Genomic DNA, 16,062 nt, shown 5'->3' on the forward strand with positions numbered 1-16,062 from the left:
GTCCACGCACGCGGGCTGACGCGCCGCTTCGGCGATCTTCTGGCCGTGGACAACGTCGACCTGACCGTACCGCGCGGACAGGTATACGGTTTTCTGGGCCCGAACGGGTCTGGCAAGTCGACCACCATCCGCATGCTGTGCGGCCTGCTGGAACCCAGCGCAGGGCAGATCGAGGTGCTGGGGTTGGCGGTTCCCGAGCAGGCCGAAGCGCTGCGCCGACGCATCGGCTACATGACCCAGCGCTTCTCGTTGTACGAAGATCTGTCGGTGCGCGAGAACCTGGAGTTCCTCGCCGCCATCCAGGACCTGCCGCGCGCACAGGCCCGGCAGCGGGTCGACGAACTGCTGCAGCAATACCGGCTGCAGGACCGCCAGCCACAACTGGCTGGCACGCTCAGTGGTGGCCAGAAGCAGCGCCTGGCCCTGGCCGGTGCCGTGGTGCATTCGCCCGAACTGCTGTTCCTGGACGAGCCGACCAGTGCGGTCGATCCGGAATCGCGCCGCGATTTCTGGGAAGCCCTGTTCGAGCTGGCCGATGCCGGTACGACGGTGCTGGTGTCGACCCACTACATGGACGAGGCCGAGCGTTGCCACCGGCTGGCGATCCTTGATCGAGGCGCGCTGGTCGCCGACGGCACGCCGGCCGAACTGTGTGCACGGCTGGACGGCCGCACGCTGCAGGTCACCTCGACGCAGCCGCGCCAGGCCAGCCGTGCATTGTCTGAGCTGCCCGGCGTGCTGAGCGTGGCGCAGATCGGCACCCAGCTGCGAGTATTGTGCAGCGAGGATGTCGCGGACGCCGCCGCATTGCGGCGCGCGCTGGCCAGCGCCGATCCGCAGGCCCGCATCGAGGCGGTGGCACCGAACCTGGAAGACGTGTTCGTGGCGGCCACCCGCGGCCGTGGCCGGGAGCCGGCGGCATGAACCTGCGCCGCCTGTGGGCGATCATGCTCAAGGAGCTGCGGCAGCTGCGCCGCGACCGCATCACGCTGGCGATGATCGTCGGCATTCCGGTGATGCAGCTGCTGCTGTTCGGCTACGCGATCAATCTCAACCTGCGCCATCTCAACGCCGGTGTCGCCGACCAGGCCAACAGCGCGGCGTCACGCGCGCTGGTGCAGGACATGGTCGCCACCGGCGTGATCACGCCGCGCAGCGAGGCGTACACGCCCGATCAACTGATGCAGGCGCTGCGCCGTGGCGAAATCAGTGTCGGCATCGTGGTGCCGGCCGACTTCGAGCGGCGCCGTTTCGATGGCCGTGAGGCAGTGCAGGTACTCGTCGATGGCAGCGACACCGTTGTACAGAGCGCAGCGATCCAGCTGGCACAGGTGCCGCTGGATACGCGCCCGGCCAGCAACACGCGGCCGCTGCGCGAAGGCAGCATCGCTGGTGGTCCGATCAGCGTGACCAGTTTCTACAACCCGCAGCGGCGTTCGGCGGTGAACATCGTGCCGGGCCTGATCGGGGTGATCCTGACCATGACCCTGGTGATGTTCACGGCCGTAGCGGTGGTGCGCGAACGCGAGCGCGGCAACATGGAACTGCTGATCGCCACACCGGTGTCGCGCAGCGAACTGATGGTCGGCAAGGTGCTGCCCTATGCGGCTATCGGTCTGCTGCAGACCACGCTGGTATTGGTGCTGGGCACCTGGCTGTTCCAGGTGCCGATCCGCGGCAGCCTGCTGGACATCTATCTGGCCGCGGTGCTGCTGGTGCTGGCCAACCTGGCGCTGGGCCTGCTGATCTCAACGCGCGCGCGCTCGCAGTTCCAGGCGATGCAGATGACGTTGTTCCTGTTCCTGCCGTCGATCCTGCTGTCGGGCTTCATGTTCCCGTTCGCCGGCATGCCGCGGCCGGTGCAGTGGCTGGCCGAGGTGTTGCCGCTGACCCACTTCCTGCGCCTGGTGCGCGGCATCATGCTGCGCGGCGCCTCGCTGTGGGAGCTGTGGCGCGATGCACTGGCGCTGCTGGCCTTCATCGTGGTGATGATGACGCTGGCGATCCTGCGTTTCCGCAAGCGATTGGATTGAGGCATGCCATCCGGTAGTGCCGGCCGCTGGCCGGCATCAACTCCGGTGGGTGCCGACCGTTGGTCGGCACACCCTAGCCTTATTCCGCCACCACGCGCGCGCGCAGCGAATTGGTCAGCGCTTCGGTGATCACCACGTCCACGAACTGGCCGATCAATCGTGCCGGCGCCGGGAAGTTCACCGAACGCATGTTCTCGGTCTTGCCGGTCAGCTCGTTCGGGTTCTTGCGCGAAGGGCCTTCCACCAGCACGGTCTGCACGGTACCGACCATCTTTTCGGAAATGCCGGCAGCGTGCGCATTGATGCGCTCCTGCAGGCGCGACAGGCGCGCGTGCTTCTCGGCATCGCTGATCGTGTCCTCCAGGTCCGCAGCCGGCGTACCCGGGCGACGCGAATAGATGAAGGAGAAGCTGTGGTCGAAGCCGATGTCCTCGATCAGCTTCATGGTCTTCTCGAAATCGGCATCGGTCTCGCCGGGGAAGCCGACGATGAAGTCCGAGCTGATCGAGATGTCCGGGCGCACCGCGCGCAGCTTGCGGATCTTCGACTTGAATTCCAGTGCGGTGTAGCCGCGCTTCATCGCCGACAGTACGCGGTCGCTGCCGGCCTGCACCGGCAGGTGCAGGAAGTTGGCCAGCTGCGGCACGTCGCGGAACGCATCGATCAGCGAATCGCTGAACTCCAGCGGGTGCGAGGTGGTGAAGCGGATGCGGCCGACGCCGTCGATCTCGGCGATGGTGCGGATCAGCAGGCCGAGGTCGGCAAACTCGCCGTCCCCATAGGGCCCACGGTAGGCGTTGACGTTCTGGCCGAGCAGGTTGATCTCACGCACGCCCTGTGCAGCCAGCTGCGCCACCTCCACCACCACGTCCTCGAACGGGCGGCTGACTTCGGTACCGCGGGTGTAGGGCACCACGCAGAACGAGCAGTACTTGGAACAACCTTCCATGATCGAGACGAAGGCCGAAGCACCTTCGGCGCGTGGCTCGGGCAGGCGGTCGAACTTCTCGATCTCGGGGAAGCTGATGTCCACCTGCGGGCGCTTCTGCTCGCGCCGTGCACGGATCAGTTCCGGCAGGCGGTGCAGGGTCTGCGGGCCGAACACCAGGTCGACGAACGGCGCGCGCTTGATGATTGCCTCGCCTTCCTGCGAAGCGACGCAGCCGCCCACGCCGATGATGACCTCGCGGCCCTTGTTCTTCAGGCCCTTCCATACGCCCAGCTGGCTGAATACCTTCTCCTGCGCTTTCTCGCGGATGGAGCAGGTATTGACCAGGATGACGTCGGCGTCGTCCGGGCTGTCGGTCAGTTCCAGGCCATCGCTGGCGGCAAGCACGTCGGCCATCTTGGCCGAGTCGTACTCGTTCATCTGGCAACCGTGGGTCTTGATGTACAGCTTGCCTTTCACCTGGTCGGGCTTGCGCGGACCGGTGGGCAGGGCAACGAGCGGGGTACCGCCCGGCGTGGCGGGCGGAAAGACGTCTGGCGTCCCGGTCATGGCGCTTAATCCATTCGGGTGGCGGGAAAGCGGGCAATTCTACCCGCATCCCAGCGCGTGCGCCGGCCCAGTAGAGCCAGGCCATGCCTGGCTGCTTTCCGTCCCGCAGGCACGGCGGGCGGGTCATCCACGCATGGCGTGGATCTACTGGAATTCAGGGTCCGCCCCCCGGTAGCGCCCGGCCGCGCCCGTCGGCACGCCTCAGGCCGCTGCCAGCTCCGCATCGATCTGCCGCGAACGGTCGAAAGCGGTCATCGCACTCATCCGTGCAATGTAATCAGCCGTTGCCGGCGCCGGCTGCACCAGGCCAAAGGCGGTGGTCCAGGCCAGCGCATTGCCCCACAGCACGTCGGCGGCGCTCATCGTCTCGCCGAGCAGGTACGGCCCCTGTGCCAGCTGGGCTTCGATCACCTGCAGCACCGTCTCCGCGTCGTTGTAGGGCGACATCAGGCGCGGCGGCGGCTCGCGGTGCATTGCCTTGTCGATCATCGCCGGCTCGAAACAGGCGCCGTAGAAGGCCATCCAGCGCAGGTAGGGGCCGCGCAGGGCGTCGCCGATCGGCGGGGCCAGCCCGGCTTCCGGGTACAGGTCGGCCAGGTACAGGTAAATCGCCACCTGCTCGGTCACCAGTGCGCCGTTGTGGACGATGGCCGGCACCTTACCCATCGGGTTGATGGCCAGGTAGGCCGGGGCCAGGTTGGCGCCGGCCTTCAGGTCCAGCACCTGCATGCGGTAGTCGGCACCCAGCGCTTCGAGCAGGGCCACGGCGCCGCTCGAGCGTGAACGGGCGGCGTGGTACAGGGTGATCTGGCGGGATGTCATGGCGTTGCTCCTTGCGGTGGGTGGTGAACTGGAGCTCATCCTGGGGCACTATTGCGGACGACTTCTGTCCTCGATCCTTCATGCGCCATACCGCCCATCGACTGTTGCGCCTGATCGCCCTGCTGCAGGCCCGTCGCCAGTGGTCCGGGGCCGAGTTGGCCGAGCGCATGGGCGTGGACCGGCGCAGCATCCGCCGTGACATCGAGCGCCTGCGCGAACTGGGCTATCCGGTGCAGGCCTCATCCGGGGTTGGCGGCGGCTACCAGCTGGGGGCAGGGGCACCCGTACTTCCCATGCTGTTGGATGAAGAAGAGGCGACCACCCTGGCCATCGCCCTGCGCGCGGCCTCGGCCACCGTCGCCGGCATTGACGACACCGCGCGCGGCCTGCTGTCCAAGCTCGACCCGCTGGTGCCGACCCGTCGTCGCCAGCAGGCCGGCGAGGTGCATGCAGCGACGGCCACCCTGTCTGATCTTCCGTCCACCGATGCGCGCGTGCTCGGGCGGCTGGCTCAGTACTGCCGGCAGGCGTCACGGCTGGCCTTCGAATACCGCAGCGCACAGGAGGCCGTCACCCAGCGCGAGGTCGAGGCCCAGCACCTGGTCAACTACGGGCGGCGCTGGTACCTGCTGGCCTGGGATCTGGGCCGGCAGGACTGGCGCACCCTGCGCGTGGACCGGATGGGCGCGGTGCGTGAGTGCTCCGAGCCGGGCATGCACCGGCGCACCCCGGCGCCGCCGGATGTGATGGTGCGGCAGGCGGTCAGCCAGGCCCCGTTCGCGCTGCAGGCCATCGTCCGTCTGGCCGGCAGTCGCGCCGAGCTGGAAGGTCGCATTCCGCCCTGGTGCGGGGTGCTGGAGGCGGACGGCGCCGAGCACTGCCTGCTGCGCATGGGCGCTGAGAGCCGGGGCATGATGCTGGCGCAGATCCTGAGCCTGGACCGCGTGCCGGTGGCGCTGTGGACCACGCCGCCGGGCCTGCGCGACGAACTGGCCCAGCGCTTGGCCGGGCTGGGCCGGGTGCTGGCTGTGCCGCCGGTCACAGGCTGAGCCACATCGCTTGGCAAGCCCCGGCGAAGCTGGGACACTCGCCGCCATGAAGGGGATACTGGGGACAACGGCGATCATCATCGCTGCGCTGACCGCTGCGCCGGCCAGCGCCGGAACCCTGTACAAGTGCCAGGGCCCTGACGGCGTCACCAGTTATGTGAGCAAGCGGGTGGCCGGTGCGCGCTGCAGCACCATCAGCTACAGCCGCGACACCCGTCCGGCGCCGCGCCCGGTGGTGGCCGCGCCAAGGCCGACGCCGACCGCGGTGGCCAGCATTGAACGCAATCCGGTGGCCGTTGCCGCGAGCGCCGCAACGCCGGCAGCGGCCGCGCCGACACCTGCATCCGCGCCCGCAGCTGCTCCAGCACAGCCGGTCGCCCCGCGCGCCGGACGCATGGTCAGCGGCCAGGTCTATTCCTTCATGAAGGACGGCGTGCGCCACTACACCAGTGCGCGCCCGACCCAGGTGGCCAACCTCGGCCCGGTCCGGACCATCCGCTACAGTTTCATGGAGCGCTGCTACGCGTGCGGGGTCAATCCACGCGTGGACTTCGGCACCGTGCGCCTGAACACCTCGGCCTTCCAGGCCGAGATCACCTCGGCCGCGCGCGAGTTCGGCGTGGAAGAGGCTGTGGTGCGCGCGATCATCCACGCCGAGTCGGCCTACAACCCGACCGCGCTCAGCCGTGCCGGTGCGCAGGGCCTGATGCAGCTGATGCCGCCGACCGCTGCCCGCTTCGGGGTCAGTGATTCCTACGATGCCGGGCAGAACATCCGTGGCGGCGTGCAGTATCTTGCGTGGTTGTTGAAGCGCTTCAATGGCGATCTGACTCTGGCGGCGGCGGGCTACAACGCCGGCGAAGGCGCGGTCGACCGTCATGGTGGCGTACCGCCCTACAGCGAAACCCAGTACTACGTGCGCCGGGTCGGGCAGCTGGCCGAGCGTTACCGCAGCGCATTGACGCACCAGTAGTGCCGGCCGCTGGCCGGCAACCCCTGGGCAATGGCCGGTACCGACCGGCCGCTGGCCGGCAACCCCGCAATCAATGTTGTTGCAATGCGTTGTGTGGCGCGCGACGGTTCCGCTACACTCGACCGTGATTCAATGCGGCTCTGGCCCCCACCGGATCCGCTGGCAGCCTTAAAGCTACCTAATCAATATCGGAGTGCCGGATGGCCAACGATGGGGTACACGATCCAGTCAACACCGGACGTCGGCGTTTTCTTTCTGCCACCACAGCCGTGGTGGGCGCCGTCGGCGTCGGATTCACCGCAGTTCCTTTCATCAAATCCTGGAACCCCAGTGCCCGCGCCAAGCTTGCCGGCGCACCGGTGGTGGCCGACATCAGCGCCCTGCAGGAAGGCCAACGCCTGATCGTGGAATGGCGTGGCCAGCCGATCTGGATCGTCAAGCGGTCCAAGGCGATCCTCGATGCGCTGCACGGGCTGGATGGCCGTCTCAAGGACCCCGAGTCCGGCGAGAAGGACCAGCAGCCGGAGTACGTGCTGAAGCAGAACCCCGAGCTGCGCTCGATCAAGCCGGACATCTCCGTGCTGGTCGGGCTGTGCACGCACCTGGGCTGCTCGCCGGAAATGGTCGCCGAGATCCGGCCTGAACCCTACGACCCGCAGTGGAAGGGCGGCTACTTCTGCCCCTGCCACAAGTCGCGCTTCGATATGTCCGGCCGCGTCTTCAAGGACGTGCCGGCGCCGATCAACCTGAAGGTGCCCGCGCACCACTACCAGGACGACAACACCATCATCATCGGTGTCGATCCGCAGGGGGCTGCCTGATGGCCAATATCCTCAGCCGTACCGCCAGCGGCGTGGCCGACTGGGTCAATGCCCGGGCACCGGGCCTGATGCCGGTGTACCGCAAGCACGTCAGCGAGTACTACGCGCCGAAGAACTTCAACATCTGGTACTACTTCGGTTCGCTGGCGCTGCTGGTGCTGGTCAACCAGATCGTCACCGGCATCTTCCTGACGATGCACTACAAGACCAACGCCGCCGAGGCGTTCGGTTCCATCGAATACATCATGCGTGATGTGGAGTGGGGCTGGCTGATCCGCTACATGCACTCCACCGGGGCCTCGCTGTTCTTCATCGTGGTCTACCTGCACATGTTCCGCGGCCTGCTGTACGGCAGTTACCAGAAGCCGCGCGAGCTGGTGTGGATCCTGGGCATGCTGATCTACCTGGTACTGATGGCCGAAGCGTTCATGGGCTACGTGCTGCCGTGGGGCCAGATGTCGTTCTGGGGCGCCAAGGTGATCATCTCGCTGTTCGGCGCCATACCGGTGATCGGCAACGGCCTGACCGAGTGGATCATGGGCGACTACCTGCCCAGTGACGCCACGCTCAACCGCTTCTTCGCGCTGCATGTCATCGCATTGCCGCTGGTGCTGTTGCTGCTGGTGGTGCTGCATCTGGGCGCGCTGCACGAAGTGGGTTCGAACAATCCCGATGGCGTGGAGATCAAGAAGGGGCCGAAGGGCAACCGCTGGTCGCCGAACGCGCCGGCCGACGGCATCCCGTTCCACCCGTACTACACGCTCAAGGACGGTGTCGGCGCCGGCTTCCTGCTGATCATCGCCGCCTTCATCATCTTCTTCGCGCCCGGTTTCGGCGGCCTGTTCCTGGAGCACGACAACTTCACCGAGGCCAACCGCCTGGTGACCCCGGAGCACATCAAGCCGGTCTGGTACTACACGCCGTACTACGCGATGTTGCGCGTGGTGCCGAACAAGCTGGGCGGCGTGCTGGTGATGTTCTCGGCCATCGCGATCCTGTTCCTGGTGCCGTGGCTGGACAAGGCGAAGGTGAAATCGGTGCGCTACCGCGGCTGGATCTCGAAGGTGATGCTGGGCGTACTGGCGGTGTGCTTCGTCTGGCTGGGCGTGATCGGTTCCGGCCCCGGCACCGACGTGCACGAGACCTACATCGGGCGGGTGCTGACCTTCCTGTACTTCGCGTTCTTCATCACCATGCCGCTATGGACAAGGTTGGACAGGACCAAGCCGGTACCGGAGAGGGTGACCACCCATGACTGAACGCTGGATGGTCCGGCTGGCCCTGACGGCCGCCCTGATGCTGGGCAGTTTCCTGGCCTCCGCCGCCGAGGGCGGCACCAAGCTGCTGCAGGCCGGCAACGATCTCGGTGACCGCGCCTCGCTGCAGCGCGGCGCGCAGCTGTACATGAACTACTGCTCCGGCTGCCATGCGCTGAAGTACCTGCGCTATTCGCGGATGGCGCAGGACCTGGGCCTGACCGAGGAAGAGGTGATGAACAACCTCAACTTCACCGGCTCGGCGATCGGTGACCCGATTCCGGTGGCGATGCCCAAGGAGAACGCCGAGAAGTGGTTCGGCAAGATGCCGCCGGACCTCAGCCTGATCGCGCGTGTGCGCGGCAGTGACTGGGTCTACACCTACCTCAAGTCGTTCTACCTGGACAGCAGCCGGCCACTGGGCTGGAACAACGCGTTGTTCGCCAATGCCTCCATGCCCAACCCGTTGTGGGAGATGCAGGGCCTGCAGCATGCCGTGCATGGCAAGCCCGAGGCCCCCGGCATGGACCCGCCGGTGACCGGCCTGCGCATCGAAACGCCCGGTTCGGTGGATGCCGGCCAGTACGACCAGGCCGTGCGGGACATCACCAACTTCCTCGAATACGCCGGCGAACCGTCCGCGCTCAAGCGCCAGCAGCTGGGCGTCTGGGTGATCCTGTTCCTGGCCCTGTTGACCTTCCTGCTGTACCTGCTGAAGAAGGAATACTGGAAGGACGTTCACTGATTCTGCCGCCGGCCATCGCACGGGCCTATTGGCTTTTGTGATGGTCGGTTGCACACTCGGGGAGGAGTCGACCGCTGGCACGGTGCCGGCGGCGCCGATGCGGCAGGCGGTCTCCTGTCGTGGGAGAGCCTTTGATGGCGGCGAGCGTACGCATGCGCAATACACTGACGCTGTTTTCCTCGAACGACGACGTACTGTGCCACCGGGTACGCCTGGTGCTGGCGGCCAAGGGGGTCACCTTCGACTTCGTTCCGGTCGATCCGCAGAACCCGCCTGAAGACCTGATCGATCTCAATCCGTACCACTCGGTTCCGACCCTGGTCGAGCGCGAGCTGGTGCTGTACGCCGCGTCGGTGGTCAGCGAATACCTGGACGAACGCTACCCGCATCCGCCGCTGATGCCGGTCGATCCGCTCTCGCGTGCGCGTATCCGCCTGGCCATGCTGCGCATCGAGCACGACTGGGTGCCGCAGGTGCAGGCCATCCAGCTGGGCAACAAGACCCAGGCCGAGGCCGGGCGCAAGCGCCTGAAAGAACTGCTGACGGCCTCGCTGCCGCTGTTCAAGGCCAGCAAGTTCTTCCTCAACCCGGAAATGAGCCTGGCCGACTGCGCGATGGCGCCGATCATCTGGCGCCTGCAGTCGCTGGATGTGCCGCTGCCGAAGGACGGCAAGGCGATTGAAGACTACGGCAACCGCATCTTCCGCCATCCCGGTTTCGTCCGCAGCCTGACCGATCAGGAAAAGAAACTGCGCGATCTGCCGGTCTGATCCGGCCCCGCATTACCCGTCTGCACGCCGACCGGCGTGCAGGCGATCCGCCCCGGCGGGGCGCCGGGCGCGTACACTTCACGCATGACCGAAGACTTCTTCCACATGACCAGCCACCGCCCGTACCTGCTGCGGGCGCTGGTGGAATGGATCAACGACAACCAGCTGACCCCGCACATCCTGGTCGACGCCGGCGTCCCCGGCGTGCAGGTCCCGCCTTCGGCGGTCAAGGATGGCCGGGTTGTGCTCAACATCGCCGAACGCGCTGTCGTGCGGCTGATGATCGACAACGAGATGGTGAGCTTCTCGGCGCGCTTCTCCGGCACCAGCTACCCGGTGCAGGTGCCGATCAGTGCCGTGCTGGCCGTCTATGCCCGCGAGACCGGGCAGGGCATGGCACTGCCGGATGACATTCCGGGCAGCGAAACCGCGCCGACCAGCGACGAACTGCTGCACGAGGAAGGCACGCCGCCGGACGATACCCCGCCGGCCAGTCCGCCGCCCAAGGGTCGCCCGAACCTGCGCGTGGTCAAGTAATCCCTCTGACGCCGCCCCGATGGGCGGCGTTTTCCTTTACAGGATTTACCGGTGGGTGCCGACCGTTGGTCGGCGCTCAAAGCCCTTAGACATCCTCGGCATCCTCCGCATCCGGCCGGATCTGGCTGATCCGCGCCGCGCCCGGGCCAGTGAACGAGATCAACTGGTCGCCGCGCAGCACCATGCGGCCCACGTGGCGATCGATGCCATCGTAGGAATACTCGAACTTGAACGTGCGCTCGAAACCGAGCCGGCCATCCTCGCCGCGCGACAGGCGCAGGCCGGTGGCATGCACTGCCTGGTCCAGCCATTGCACGTCGGCTGCGCGGCAGGCATTGCGTCCCAGCTCGACCGCGCGCTCGGCGGCCGAACGCGCAGCGTTCCAGAAGAAGTAGATGATTCCGCCGGCAATCAGCAACAGCAGCAGGGTGGGCATGGCGTCAGCCGTCAGAGGTCGGTTCCGCAAAGATGGCGGCGAACGTGCGCTGGATCAAGCGCTGGATTCACCGCCGCGGCTGCGGTTCGCTGGATACCGGTTGCGCGGGCACGATGACCGGTTGCGGTGTCGGGGCGGGCTGCATCGGCGTCGCAGTGGGCGAGGGCATCACCAGCGGTGATGTGGCGGTCAACTGCAGCAGTGCTGCCCAGTCCTGGCGGTTGAAGCTGCATTCGTCCTCGCGGCCCGGCGTGCAGCTGGGGTCGATGCCGGTGCTGTTGCGTTCGCGCGCGGGCGGCAGCTTGATCAGCCCGGTGCGGTCCAGCTGCAGCAGCCGCATCGCCACGGTGTTCATCACGTTGCCGCCGACCAGGTACAGGGTCTGGTCGCCGCCAAGATTGGCCGCTACCACCACTTCGCAATGTGATTTCCAGTGGCCCACCGAGCCATTGCCCAGTGCCTGCACCAGCCCGCTGTAGCTGAGCGTGGTGCTGCGGTCGCGCAGGAAGCACAGCAGGTCGCCCGGTGCGGGCTTTGCGGTCGCGGGATCGACCAACCGGTACGGCACGCCCGAGGGGCCGGCCTGGTACGCGGCACGGATGTAGTCGATGTGGCGTGGCGAGGTGTTGAAGCCGGGAACGCCGGACTGCACCATCACCCAGGAAATGAACGCGGCCGACCAAGGGTTGTCGACCAGGAAGGCGCGGCAGTCGCTGTCGGTGTAGCGCGTGCCCAGCGGTGCCAGGCAGCTGCTGGCGCCGGCGATGCTGCCCATTGCGTTGAGCGTGCCGCTGTTGCGCCAGTAGCCGGCCACGCGCTGCCAGGCGATCAGGCCGTTGTCGGCCAAGTGATCGCTTTCGGCCTCGGTGACACTGAGGCTGGCGGCGCGGCCATCGCGATCAATGAAGGGCCGGAACCACAGCCGGTGCTCGTTGCAGGCGGTATTGCGGATGGCCACCGCCAACGGGCTCAGGCCGAAGCGGGGCGGCACATCGCAGGCTTCGGCGGCCGCTGCGGACAAGGGGGCTGCGGCCAGCAGCAGGCAGGCAGGCAAGAGCATCCGGCGCATGCGCGGCTCCTGTGGGGGATGACCGCAGCGTCGCAGCGCTGTCGTGAACGCCGGGTGTGAGAACCGGGTCAGGCCTCAGCCCGGCGGCGGGCCCAGCTTCAGCGACAGATCAATCGCCTGCACGTGCTTGGTCAGGCCGCCAATGGAAATGCAGTCCACGCCGTCCTCGGCGATCGAACGCAGGCCACCCAGTCCGACGCTGCCGGAGACTTCCAGCGGGATGCGGCCCGCCGTGATGCGCACCGCCTCGCGGCGCAGGTCGGGGCTGAAGTCATCCAGCAGGATGCGTTCGCAACCAGCCTCCAGCGCCTGGCGCAGCTGCGCAAGATCCTCGACCTCGACCACCAGCGGCAACCCAGGCCATTGCCGGCGTGCGGCAGCCACGGCTGCGGCCAGTGAACCGGCAGCGCGGATGTGGTTTTCCTTCAGCATCACCGTGTCGTACAGGCCGAAACGATGGTTCTCTCCACCGCCGCAGCGCACCGCGTACTTCTGTGCCAGGCGCAGGCCGGGCAGGGTCTTGCGGGTGTCGAGGATGCGCGTGCCGGTGCCGGCCACGGCCGCCACGTAGCGCGCGGTGGTCGTGGCGGTGCCGGACAGCGTCTGCAGGAAGTTCAGCGAAGTGCGCTCGGCGCTCACCAGGCTGCGGCTGCGCCCGTGCAGCAGCGCCAGTACGGTGCCGGCGGTGACCGTGTCGCCCTCGGAGACATGCCATTCGATGCGCACGTCCGGATCGAGTGCGCGGTGGGTGGCGTCGAACCAGGGGCGGCCGGCGATCACCCCGTCCTGCTTGCACAGCAGGTAGGCGCTGTCGGCCTGGTCGGGCAGCAGGGCGGCGGTGACGTCGCCGCTGCCCAGGTCCTCGGCCAGCGCACGCGCGACATCGGCGGCGACAACGGCCGCATCCGGCGTCGGCAGCGCGCTCATGCGGCCGGGAAGTCGGCGATCTGGGCGGTCGGGATGGCTTCCTCGGCCAGCAGCACCGGGATGCCGTCGTCAACGCGGAACACCTGCTTGCGGTCGCGGGTGACCAGCGCTTCGCGCAGCGGCTGCGCCAGCGGGTTGCCATCGGCCTTGTTCACCGCGCCGGCGGAAATGGCCTTGTTGAGGGCTTCCAGGCCCTTGCCATCCAGCAGGGACAGGGGCTGGCGGGTGTCCGGTGACACCAGCAGGTCGAGCAGCTTGCGATCCATGGTTCTTCGTCTTGCGTGGAAGATGGCTAGAATACGTCTTTAAGGCAGGTGACGGCCAATGACCCCCAACCCGATCGCGCCGCTTGTCGGCATCGTCATGGGTTCCCGTTCCGACTGGGAAACCATGCAGCACGCCGCCCAGAAGCTTGAAGCTCTGGGTGTTCCGTTCGAAGTGAAGGTAGTGTCCGCGCATCGGACGCCGGATGTGTTGTTCAGTTACGCCGAGCAGGCGGGCCCGCGTGGCCTGCGCGCGATCATCGCCGGTGCCGGCGGGGCCGCGCACCTGCCGGGCATGATCGCCGCCAAGACCGCCGTTCCGGTGCTGGGCGTGCCGGTGCAGTCCAAGGCCCTCAACGGCATGGATTCGCTGCTGTCGATCGTGCAGATGCCAGCCGGCATCCCGGTCGCCACCTTCGCCATCGGCAATGCCGGCGCCTCCAACGCCGCGCTGTTCGCCGCCGCAATGCTGGCCAGTGACCAGCCGGCGATCGGCCAGGCGCTCGACGCGTTCCGCGCACGCCAGACCGAAGACGTGATGGCCCACGACGATCCGCGCCAATGAGCCTGACCGTAGGCATCCTGGGTGGCGGCCAGCTCGCCCGCATGATGGTACTGGCCGGTGCGCCGCTGGGATTGCGCTTCGAACTGTACGACCCCGCAGCCGACGCCTGCAGCGGCCCGCTGGCGCCGCTCACCGTCGGTGCCTTCGATGACCGCCAGGCGCTGGCGGATTTCGCGGCCAAGGTCGACGTGGTCACGTTCGATTTCGAGAACGTGCCGGCCGACAGCGCGCAGTTCCTGGCCGACCGCGTGCCGGTCTACCCGCCGCCGGCCGCACTGGCCGTGGCCCAGGACCGGTTGAGCGAGAAGACCCTGTTCCAGCAGCTGGGCATTCCGCTGCCGGCCTTCGCTGACATCCGCAGCCGTGACGAGTTGGCCGCGAAGGCTGCCGAGTTCGGTCTGCCGTGCATCCTCAAGACCCGCCGCCTCGGTTACGACGGCAAGGGGCAGTTCCGCCTGCGCAGCGAGGCCGACATCGATGCCGCATGGGATGCGCTGGGTGCGCAGGTCGAGCGTACTGGTCTGATCCTGGAAGGCTTCGTGGCCTTCCAGCGGGAGGTCAGCGTGGTTGCCGTGCGTGGCCGCGATGGCAGCTTCGAGGCCTGGCCGGTCACCGGCAACTGGCACGTCGACGGCGTGCTGTCGGCCAGCGTGGCGCCGGCCGTGTTGTCGGCCGCCGAGCACGAGGCCGCGATCGGCTATGCCCGTCGCGTCGCCGAGCACCTGCAGTATGTCGGCGTGTTCGCGCTGGAGCTGTTCTGCCGCGATGGCGAGCTGTTGGCCAACGAGATGGCGCCGCGCGTGCACAACTCCGGCCACTGGACCATCGAAGGCAGCGAGACCTCGCAGTTCGAGAATCACCTGCGCGCTGTGCTGGGCCTGCCGCTGGGCAGCACCCGCATGCTCGGCCATGCCTGCATGCTGAACTGGCTGGGCGCGATGCCGGACCCGGCGCCGGTGCTGGCCCAGGCCAGCGGCCACTGGCACGACTACGGCAAGGAGCCGCGTGAGGGCCGCAAGGTCGGTCATGCCACGCTGCGCGATGATGCTGCTGATGCACTGGCCGATGCACTGGACCAGGTGGGTCTGGAGCTGGGTCGCCAGGCCCAGGTGGCGCCGGCGGTACACGCGCTGCGCAACCGCTGAACCCGGTAGCGCCGGCCGCTGGCCGGCAATGCAACGATGTGGCGCGCCGGTGCAGGCATCGGCGCAACATTCCCGGTGGTAGCGTGGAGCTCCTTTCACAGGAGTCACGACCATGCTCGACTGGAATGCCTACCGCAAGGAACTGAAGGGCCGCATCGGCGAGATCGGCAAGCTCTCGCCGGATACGGTCAAGGGCTATGCCACCCTGGCCAATGCCGGCGCGCAGACCAACCACCTGGATGCCAAGACCCGCGAGCTGATCGCGCTGGCCGTGGCAGTGACCACCCGCTGCGACGGCTGCATCACCGTGCATGTGGATGCAGCGCTGAAGCACGGCGCCAGCCGCGAGGAAATCGCCGAGGCGCTGGGCGTGGCAGTGTCGCTCAATGCAGGCGCCGCGCTGGTGTACTCGGCACGGGTGATGGACGCGGTGGCCGCGCACGAGAGCGCGTGAAGCTCCGTACTGTTTCCCGGTAGTGTCGGCCGCTGGCCGGCAGATCGGGTATGTTCGTGCGCGTATGGGGATGCCGGCCAGCGGCCGGCACTACCCCGTGGCGGAGCCGCTGCCTCAGCGCAGCTGGCTTTCGGCGAATTCCCAGTTGACCATCTGCCAGAACGCGTCCAGATAGCGCGCGCGATCATTCTGGTAGTCGGTGTAGTAAGCGTGCTCCCAGACGTCGCAGCACAGGAGCGGGGTGCTTTCGCCGGTCAATGGCGTGCCGGCGTTGCGGGTGGCCTGCAGGCCCAGCTGCCCGCCCGGATGCTGCACCAGCCACACCCAGCCCGAGCCGAACAGGCCCAGTGCGGTGCGGTTGAATTCCTCGCGCAGGCGCTGCACGTCGCCGAACTGGCGCTTGACCAGCTCGCCCAGCCGCCCCTGCGGCTCACCGCCGCCGCGCGGGCGCAGGCACTGCCAGTAGAAGCCATGGTTCCAGGCCTGTGCGGCGGCATCGAACAGCGTGCCCTGGGCGTGGCGGACGATCTCTTCCAGTGACGCTTCCTCCCACTCGGTGCCGAGGATGCCGGCGTTGACGGCATCCACGTAGGCGCGATGGTGGCGGCCGTGATGCAGTTCCACGGTCTGTGCGGACAGATGCGGCTGCAGGGAGCCGGAAAGGTAGGGCAGGGCAGGCAATTCGACAGGCATGGACAG

General features: G+C 67.4%; 19 protein-coding genes. 12 read left to right on the forward strand and 7 right to left on the reverse strand.

Features of this window, described 5'->3' with window-relative positions:
* The first annotated feature begins 45 nt into the window (after positions 1-45).
* Together ACZK3J_RS07580 and ACZK3J_RS07585 are read left to right on the forward strand one after the other, a co-directional pair.
* Positions 46-924, forward strand: a complete 879-nt coding sequence (locus tag ACZK3J_RS07580; RefSeq protein WP_478476713.1) for an ABC transporter ATP-binding protein — start codon at positions 46-48, stop codon at positions 922-924.
* The gene (locus ACZK3J_RS07585; protein ID WP_049463571.1) at positions 921-2,033 is read left to right on the forward strand and encodes an ABC transporter permease; all 1,113 of its coding nucleotides are present in this window, start codon (positions 921-923) and stop codon (positions 2,031-2,033) included. Before ACZK3J_RS07580 ends, ACZK3J_RS07585 begins: the two co-directional genes overlap by 4 nt.
* A 79-nt stretch (positions 2,034-2,112) precedes the next feature.
* Here ACZK3J_RS07585 and miaB read toward each other — a convergent pair whose 3' ends face one another.
* Both miaB and ACZK3J_RS07595 read right to left on the reverse strand, forming a co-directional pair.
* Positions 2,113-3,531 carry a tRNA (N6-isopentenyl adenosine(37)-C2)-methylthiotransferase MiaB gene (miaB, locus tag ACZK3J_RS07590; RefSeq protein WP_049463570.1) on the reverse strand — a complete coding sequence of 473 codons (1,419 nt, stop codon included), beginning with the start codon at positions 3,529-3,531 and terminating at the stop codon, positions 2,113-2,115.
* Between the two features lie 201 nt (positions 3,532-3,732).
* Positions 3,733-4,353 carry a glutathione S-transferase family protein gene (locus tag ACZK3J_RS07595; protein ID WP_012510589.1) on the reverse strand — a complete coding sequence of 207 codons (621 nt, stop codon included), beginning with the start codon at positions 4,351-4,353 and terminating at the stop codon, positions 3,733-3,735.
* 80 nt (positions 4,354-4,433) lie between these two features.
* Here ACZK3J_RS07595 and ACZK3J_RS07600 point away from each other — a divergent pair, with 80 nt between their 5' ends.
* The 7 genes from ACZK3J_RS07600 (at position 4,434) to ACZK3J_RS07630 (ending at position 10,504) form a co-directional block, all read left to right on the forward strand.
* A complete protein-coding gene (locus ACZK3J_RS07600; protein ID WP_478476715.1) occupies positions 4,434-5,402 on the forward strand; it encodes a helix-turn-helix transcriptional regulator in 969 nt (322 codons plus the stop codon).
* A 46-nt stretch (positions 5,403-5,448) separates the two neighbouring features.
* The gene (locus ACZK3J_RS07605) at positions 5,449-6,375 is read left to right on the forward strand and encodes a lytic transglycosylase domain-containing protein (protein ID WP_180847477.1); all 927 of its coding nucleotides are present in this window, start codon (positions 5,449-5,451) and stop codon (positions 6,373-6,375) included.
* A gap of 200 nt (positions 6,376-6,575) precedes the next feature.
* Entirely contained in the window at positions 6,576-7,196 is a 621-nt protein-coding gene (petA, locus tag ACZK3J_RS07610; protein WP_010486121.1) for a ubiquinol-cytochrome c reductase iron-sulfur subunit, read from the forward strand.
* Entirely contained in the window at positions 7,196-8,455 is a 1,260-nt protein-coding gene (locus tag ACZK3J_RS07615; protein WP_032128877.1) for a cytochrome b, read from the forward strand. Before petA ends, ACZK3J_RS07615 begins: the two co-directional genes overlap by 1 nt.
* Positions 8,448-9,197 carry a cytochrome c1 gene (locus ACZK3J_RS07620; protein ID WP_478476716.1) on the forward strand — a complete coding sequence of 250 codons (750 nt, stop codon included), beginning with the start codon at positions 8,448-8,450 and terminating at the stop codon, positions 9,195-9,197. Before ACZK3J_RS07615 ends, ACZK3J_RS07620 begins: the two co-directional genes overlap by 8 nt.
* A 134-nt stretch (positions 9,198-9,331) precedes the next feature.
* The gene (locus ACZK3J_RS07625) at positions 9,332-9,967 is read left to right on the forward strand and encodes a glutathione S-transferase N-terminal domain-containing protein (RefSeq protein WP_005408842.1); all 636 of its coding nucleotides are present in this window, start codon (positions 9,332-9,334) and stop codon (positions 9,965-9,967) included.
* An 84-nt stretch (positions 9,968-10,051) separates the two neighbouring features.
* On the forward strand, positions 10,052-10,504 hold the full coding sequence (locus ACZK3J_RS07630; protein WP_019659028.1) for a ClpXP protease specificity-enhancing factor: 453 nt from the start codon (positions 10,052-10,054) through the stop codon (positions 10,502-10,504).
* An 85-nt stretch (positions 10,505-10,589) separates the two neighbouring features.
* Here ACZK3J_RS07630 and ACZK3J_RS07635 read toward each other — a convergent pair whose 3' ends face one another.
* The 4 genes from ACZK3J_RS07635 to ACZK3J_RS07650 form a co-directional block, all read right to left on the reverse strand.
* Positions 10,590-10,940 carry a DUF3301 domain-containing protein gene (locus ACZK3J_RS07635; protein WP_049423257.1) on the reverse strand — a complete coding sequence of 117 codons (351 nt, stop codon included), beginning with the start codon at positions 10,938-10,940 and terminating at the stop codon, positions 10,590-10,592.
* 67 nt (positions 10,941-11,007) lie between these two features.
* Complete coding sequence (locus ACZK3J_RS07640; protein WP_134951966.1) at positions 11,008-12,009, reverse strand: DUF2272 domain-containing protein; 1,002 nt, start codon at positions 12,007-12,009, stop codon at positions 11,008-11,010.
* Positions 12,010-12,084: 75 nt separating this feature from the next.
* Positions 12,085-12,936: a carboxylating nicotinate-nucleotide diphosphorylase gene (gene nadC / locus ACZK3J_RS07645; RefSeq protein ID WP_049463565.1), complete on the reverse strand. Its 852-nt coding sequence runs from the start codon at positions 12,934-12,936 to the stop codon at positions 12,085-12,087.
* Complete coding sequence (locus tag ACZK3J_RS07650) at positions 12,933-13,202, reverse strand: Trm112 family protein (RefSeq protein ID WP_005408847.1); 270 nt, start codon at positions 13,200-13,202, stop codon at positions 12,933-12,935. Before ACZK3J_RS07650 ends, nadC begins: the two co-directional genes overlap by 4 nt.
* A 58-nt stretch (positions 13,203-13,260) precedes the next feature.
* Here ACZK3J_RS07650 and purE point away from each other — a divergent pair, with 58 nt between their 5' ends.
* From purE to ACZK3J_RS07665, 3 genes are all read left to right on the forward strand, one after another.
* A complete protein-coding gene (gene purE, locus ACZK3J_RS07655) occupies positions 13,261-13,764 on the forward strand; it encodes a 5-(carboxyamino)imidazole ribonucleotide mutase (RefSeq protein WP_005412808.1) in 504 nt (167 codons plus the stop codon).
* Positions 13,761-14,909: a 5-(carboxyamino)imidazole ribonucleotide synthase gene (locus ACZK3J_RS07660; RefSeq protein ID WP_032128885.1), complete on the forward strand. Its 1,149-nt coding sequence runs from the start codon at positions 13,761-13,763 to the stop codon at positions 14,907-14,909. Before purE ends, ACZK3J_RS07660 begins: the two co-directional genes overlap by 4 nt.
* A gap of 112 nt (positions 14,910-15,021) precedes the next feature.
* Positions 15,022-15,363 (forward strand): carboxymuconolactone decarboxylase family protein, encoded by a 342-nt coding sequence (locus tag ACZK3J_RS07665; protein ID WP_004152082.1) that lies wholly within the window; start codon positions 15,022-15,024, stop codon positions 15,361-15,363.
* 114 nt (positions 15,364-15,477) lie between these two features.
* On the opposite strand, the gene ACZK3J_RS07670 is transcribed toward ACZK3J_RS07665, so the two are convergent.
* Entirely contained in the window at positions 15,478-16,056 is a 579-nt protein-coding gene (locus ACZK3J_RS07670; RefSeq protein ID WP_032128886.1) for a superoxide dismutase, read from the reverse strand.
* Positions 16,057-16,062 lie beyond the last annotated feature (6 nt).

Source organism: Stenotrophomonas sp. 86428_Sma (assembly GCF_056481585.1).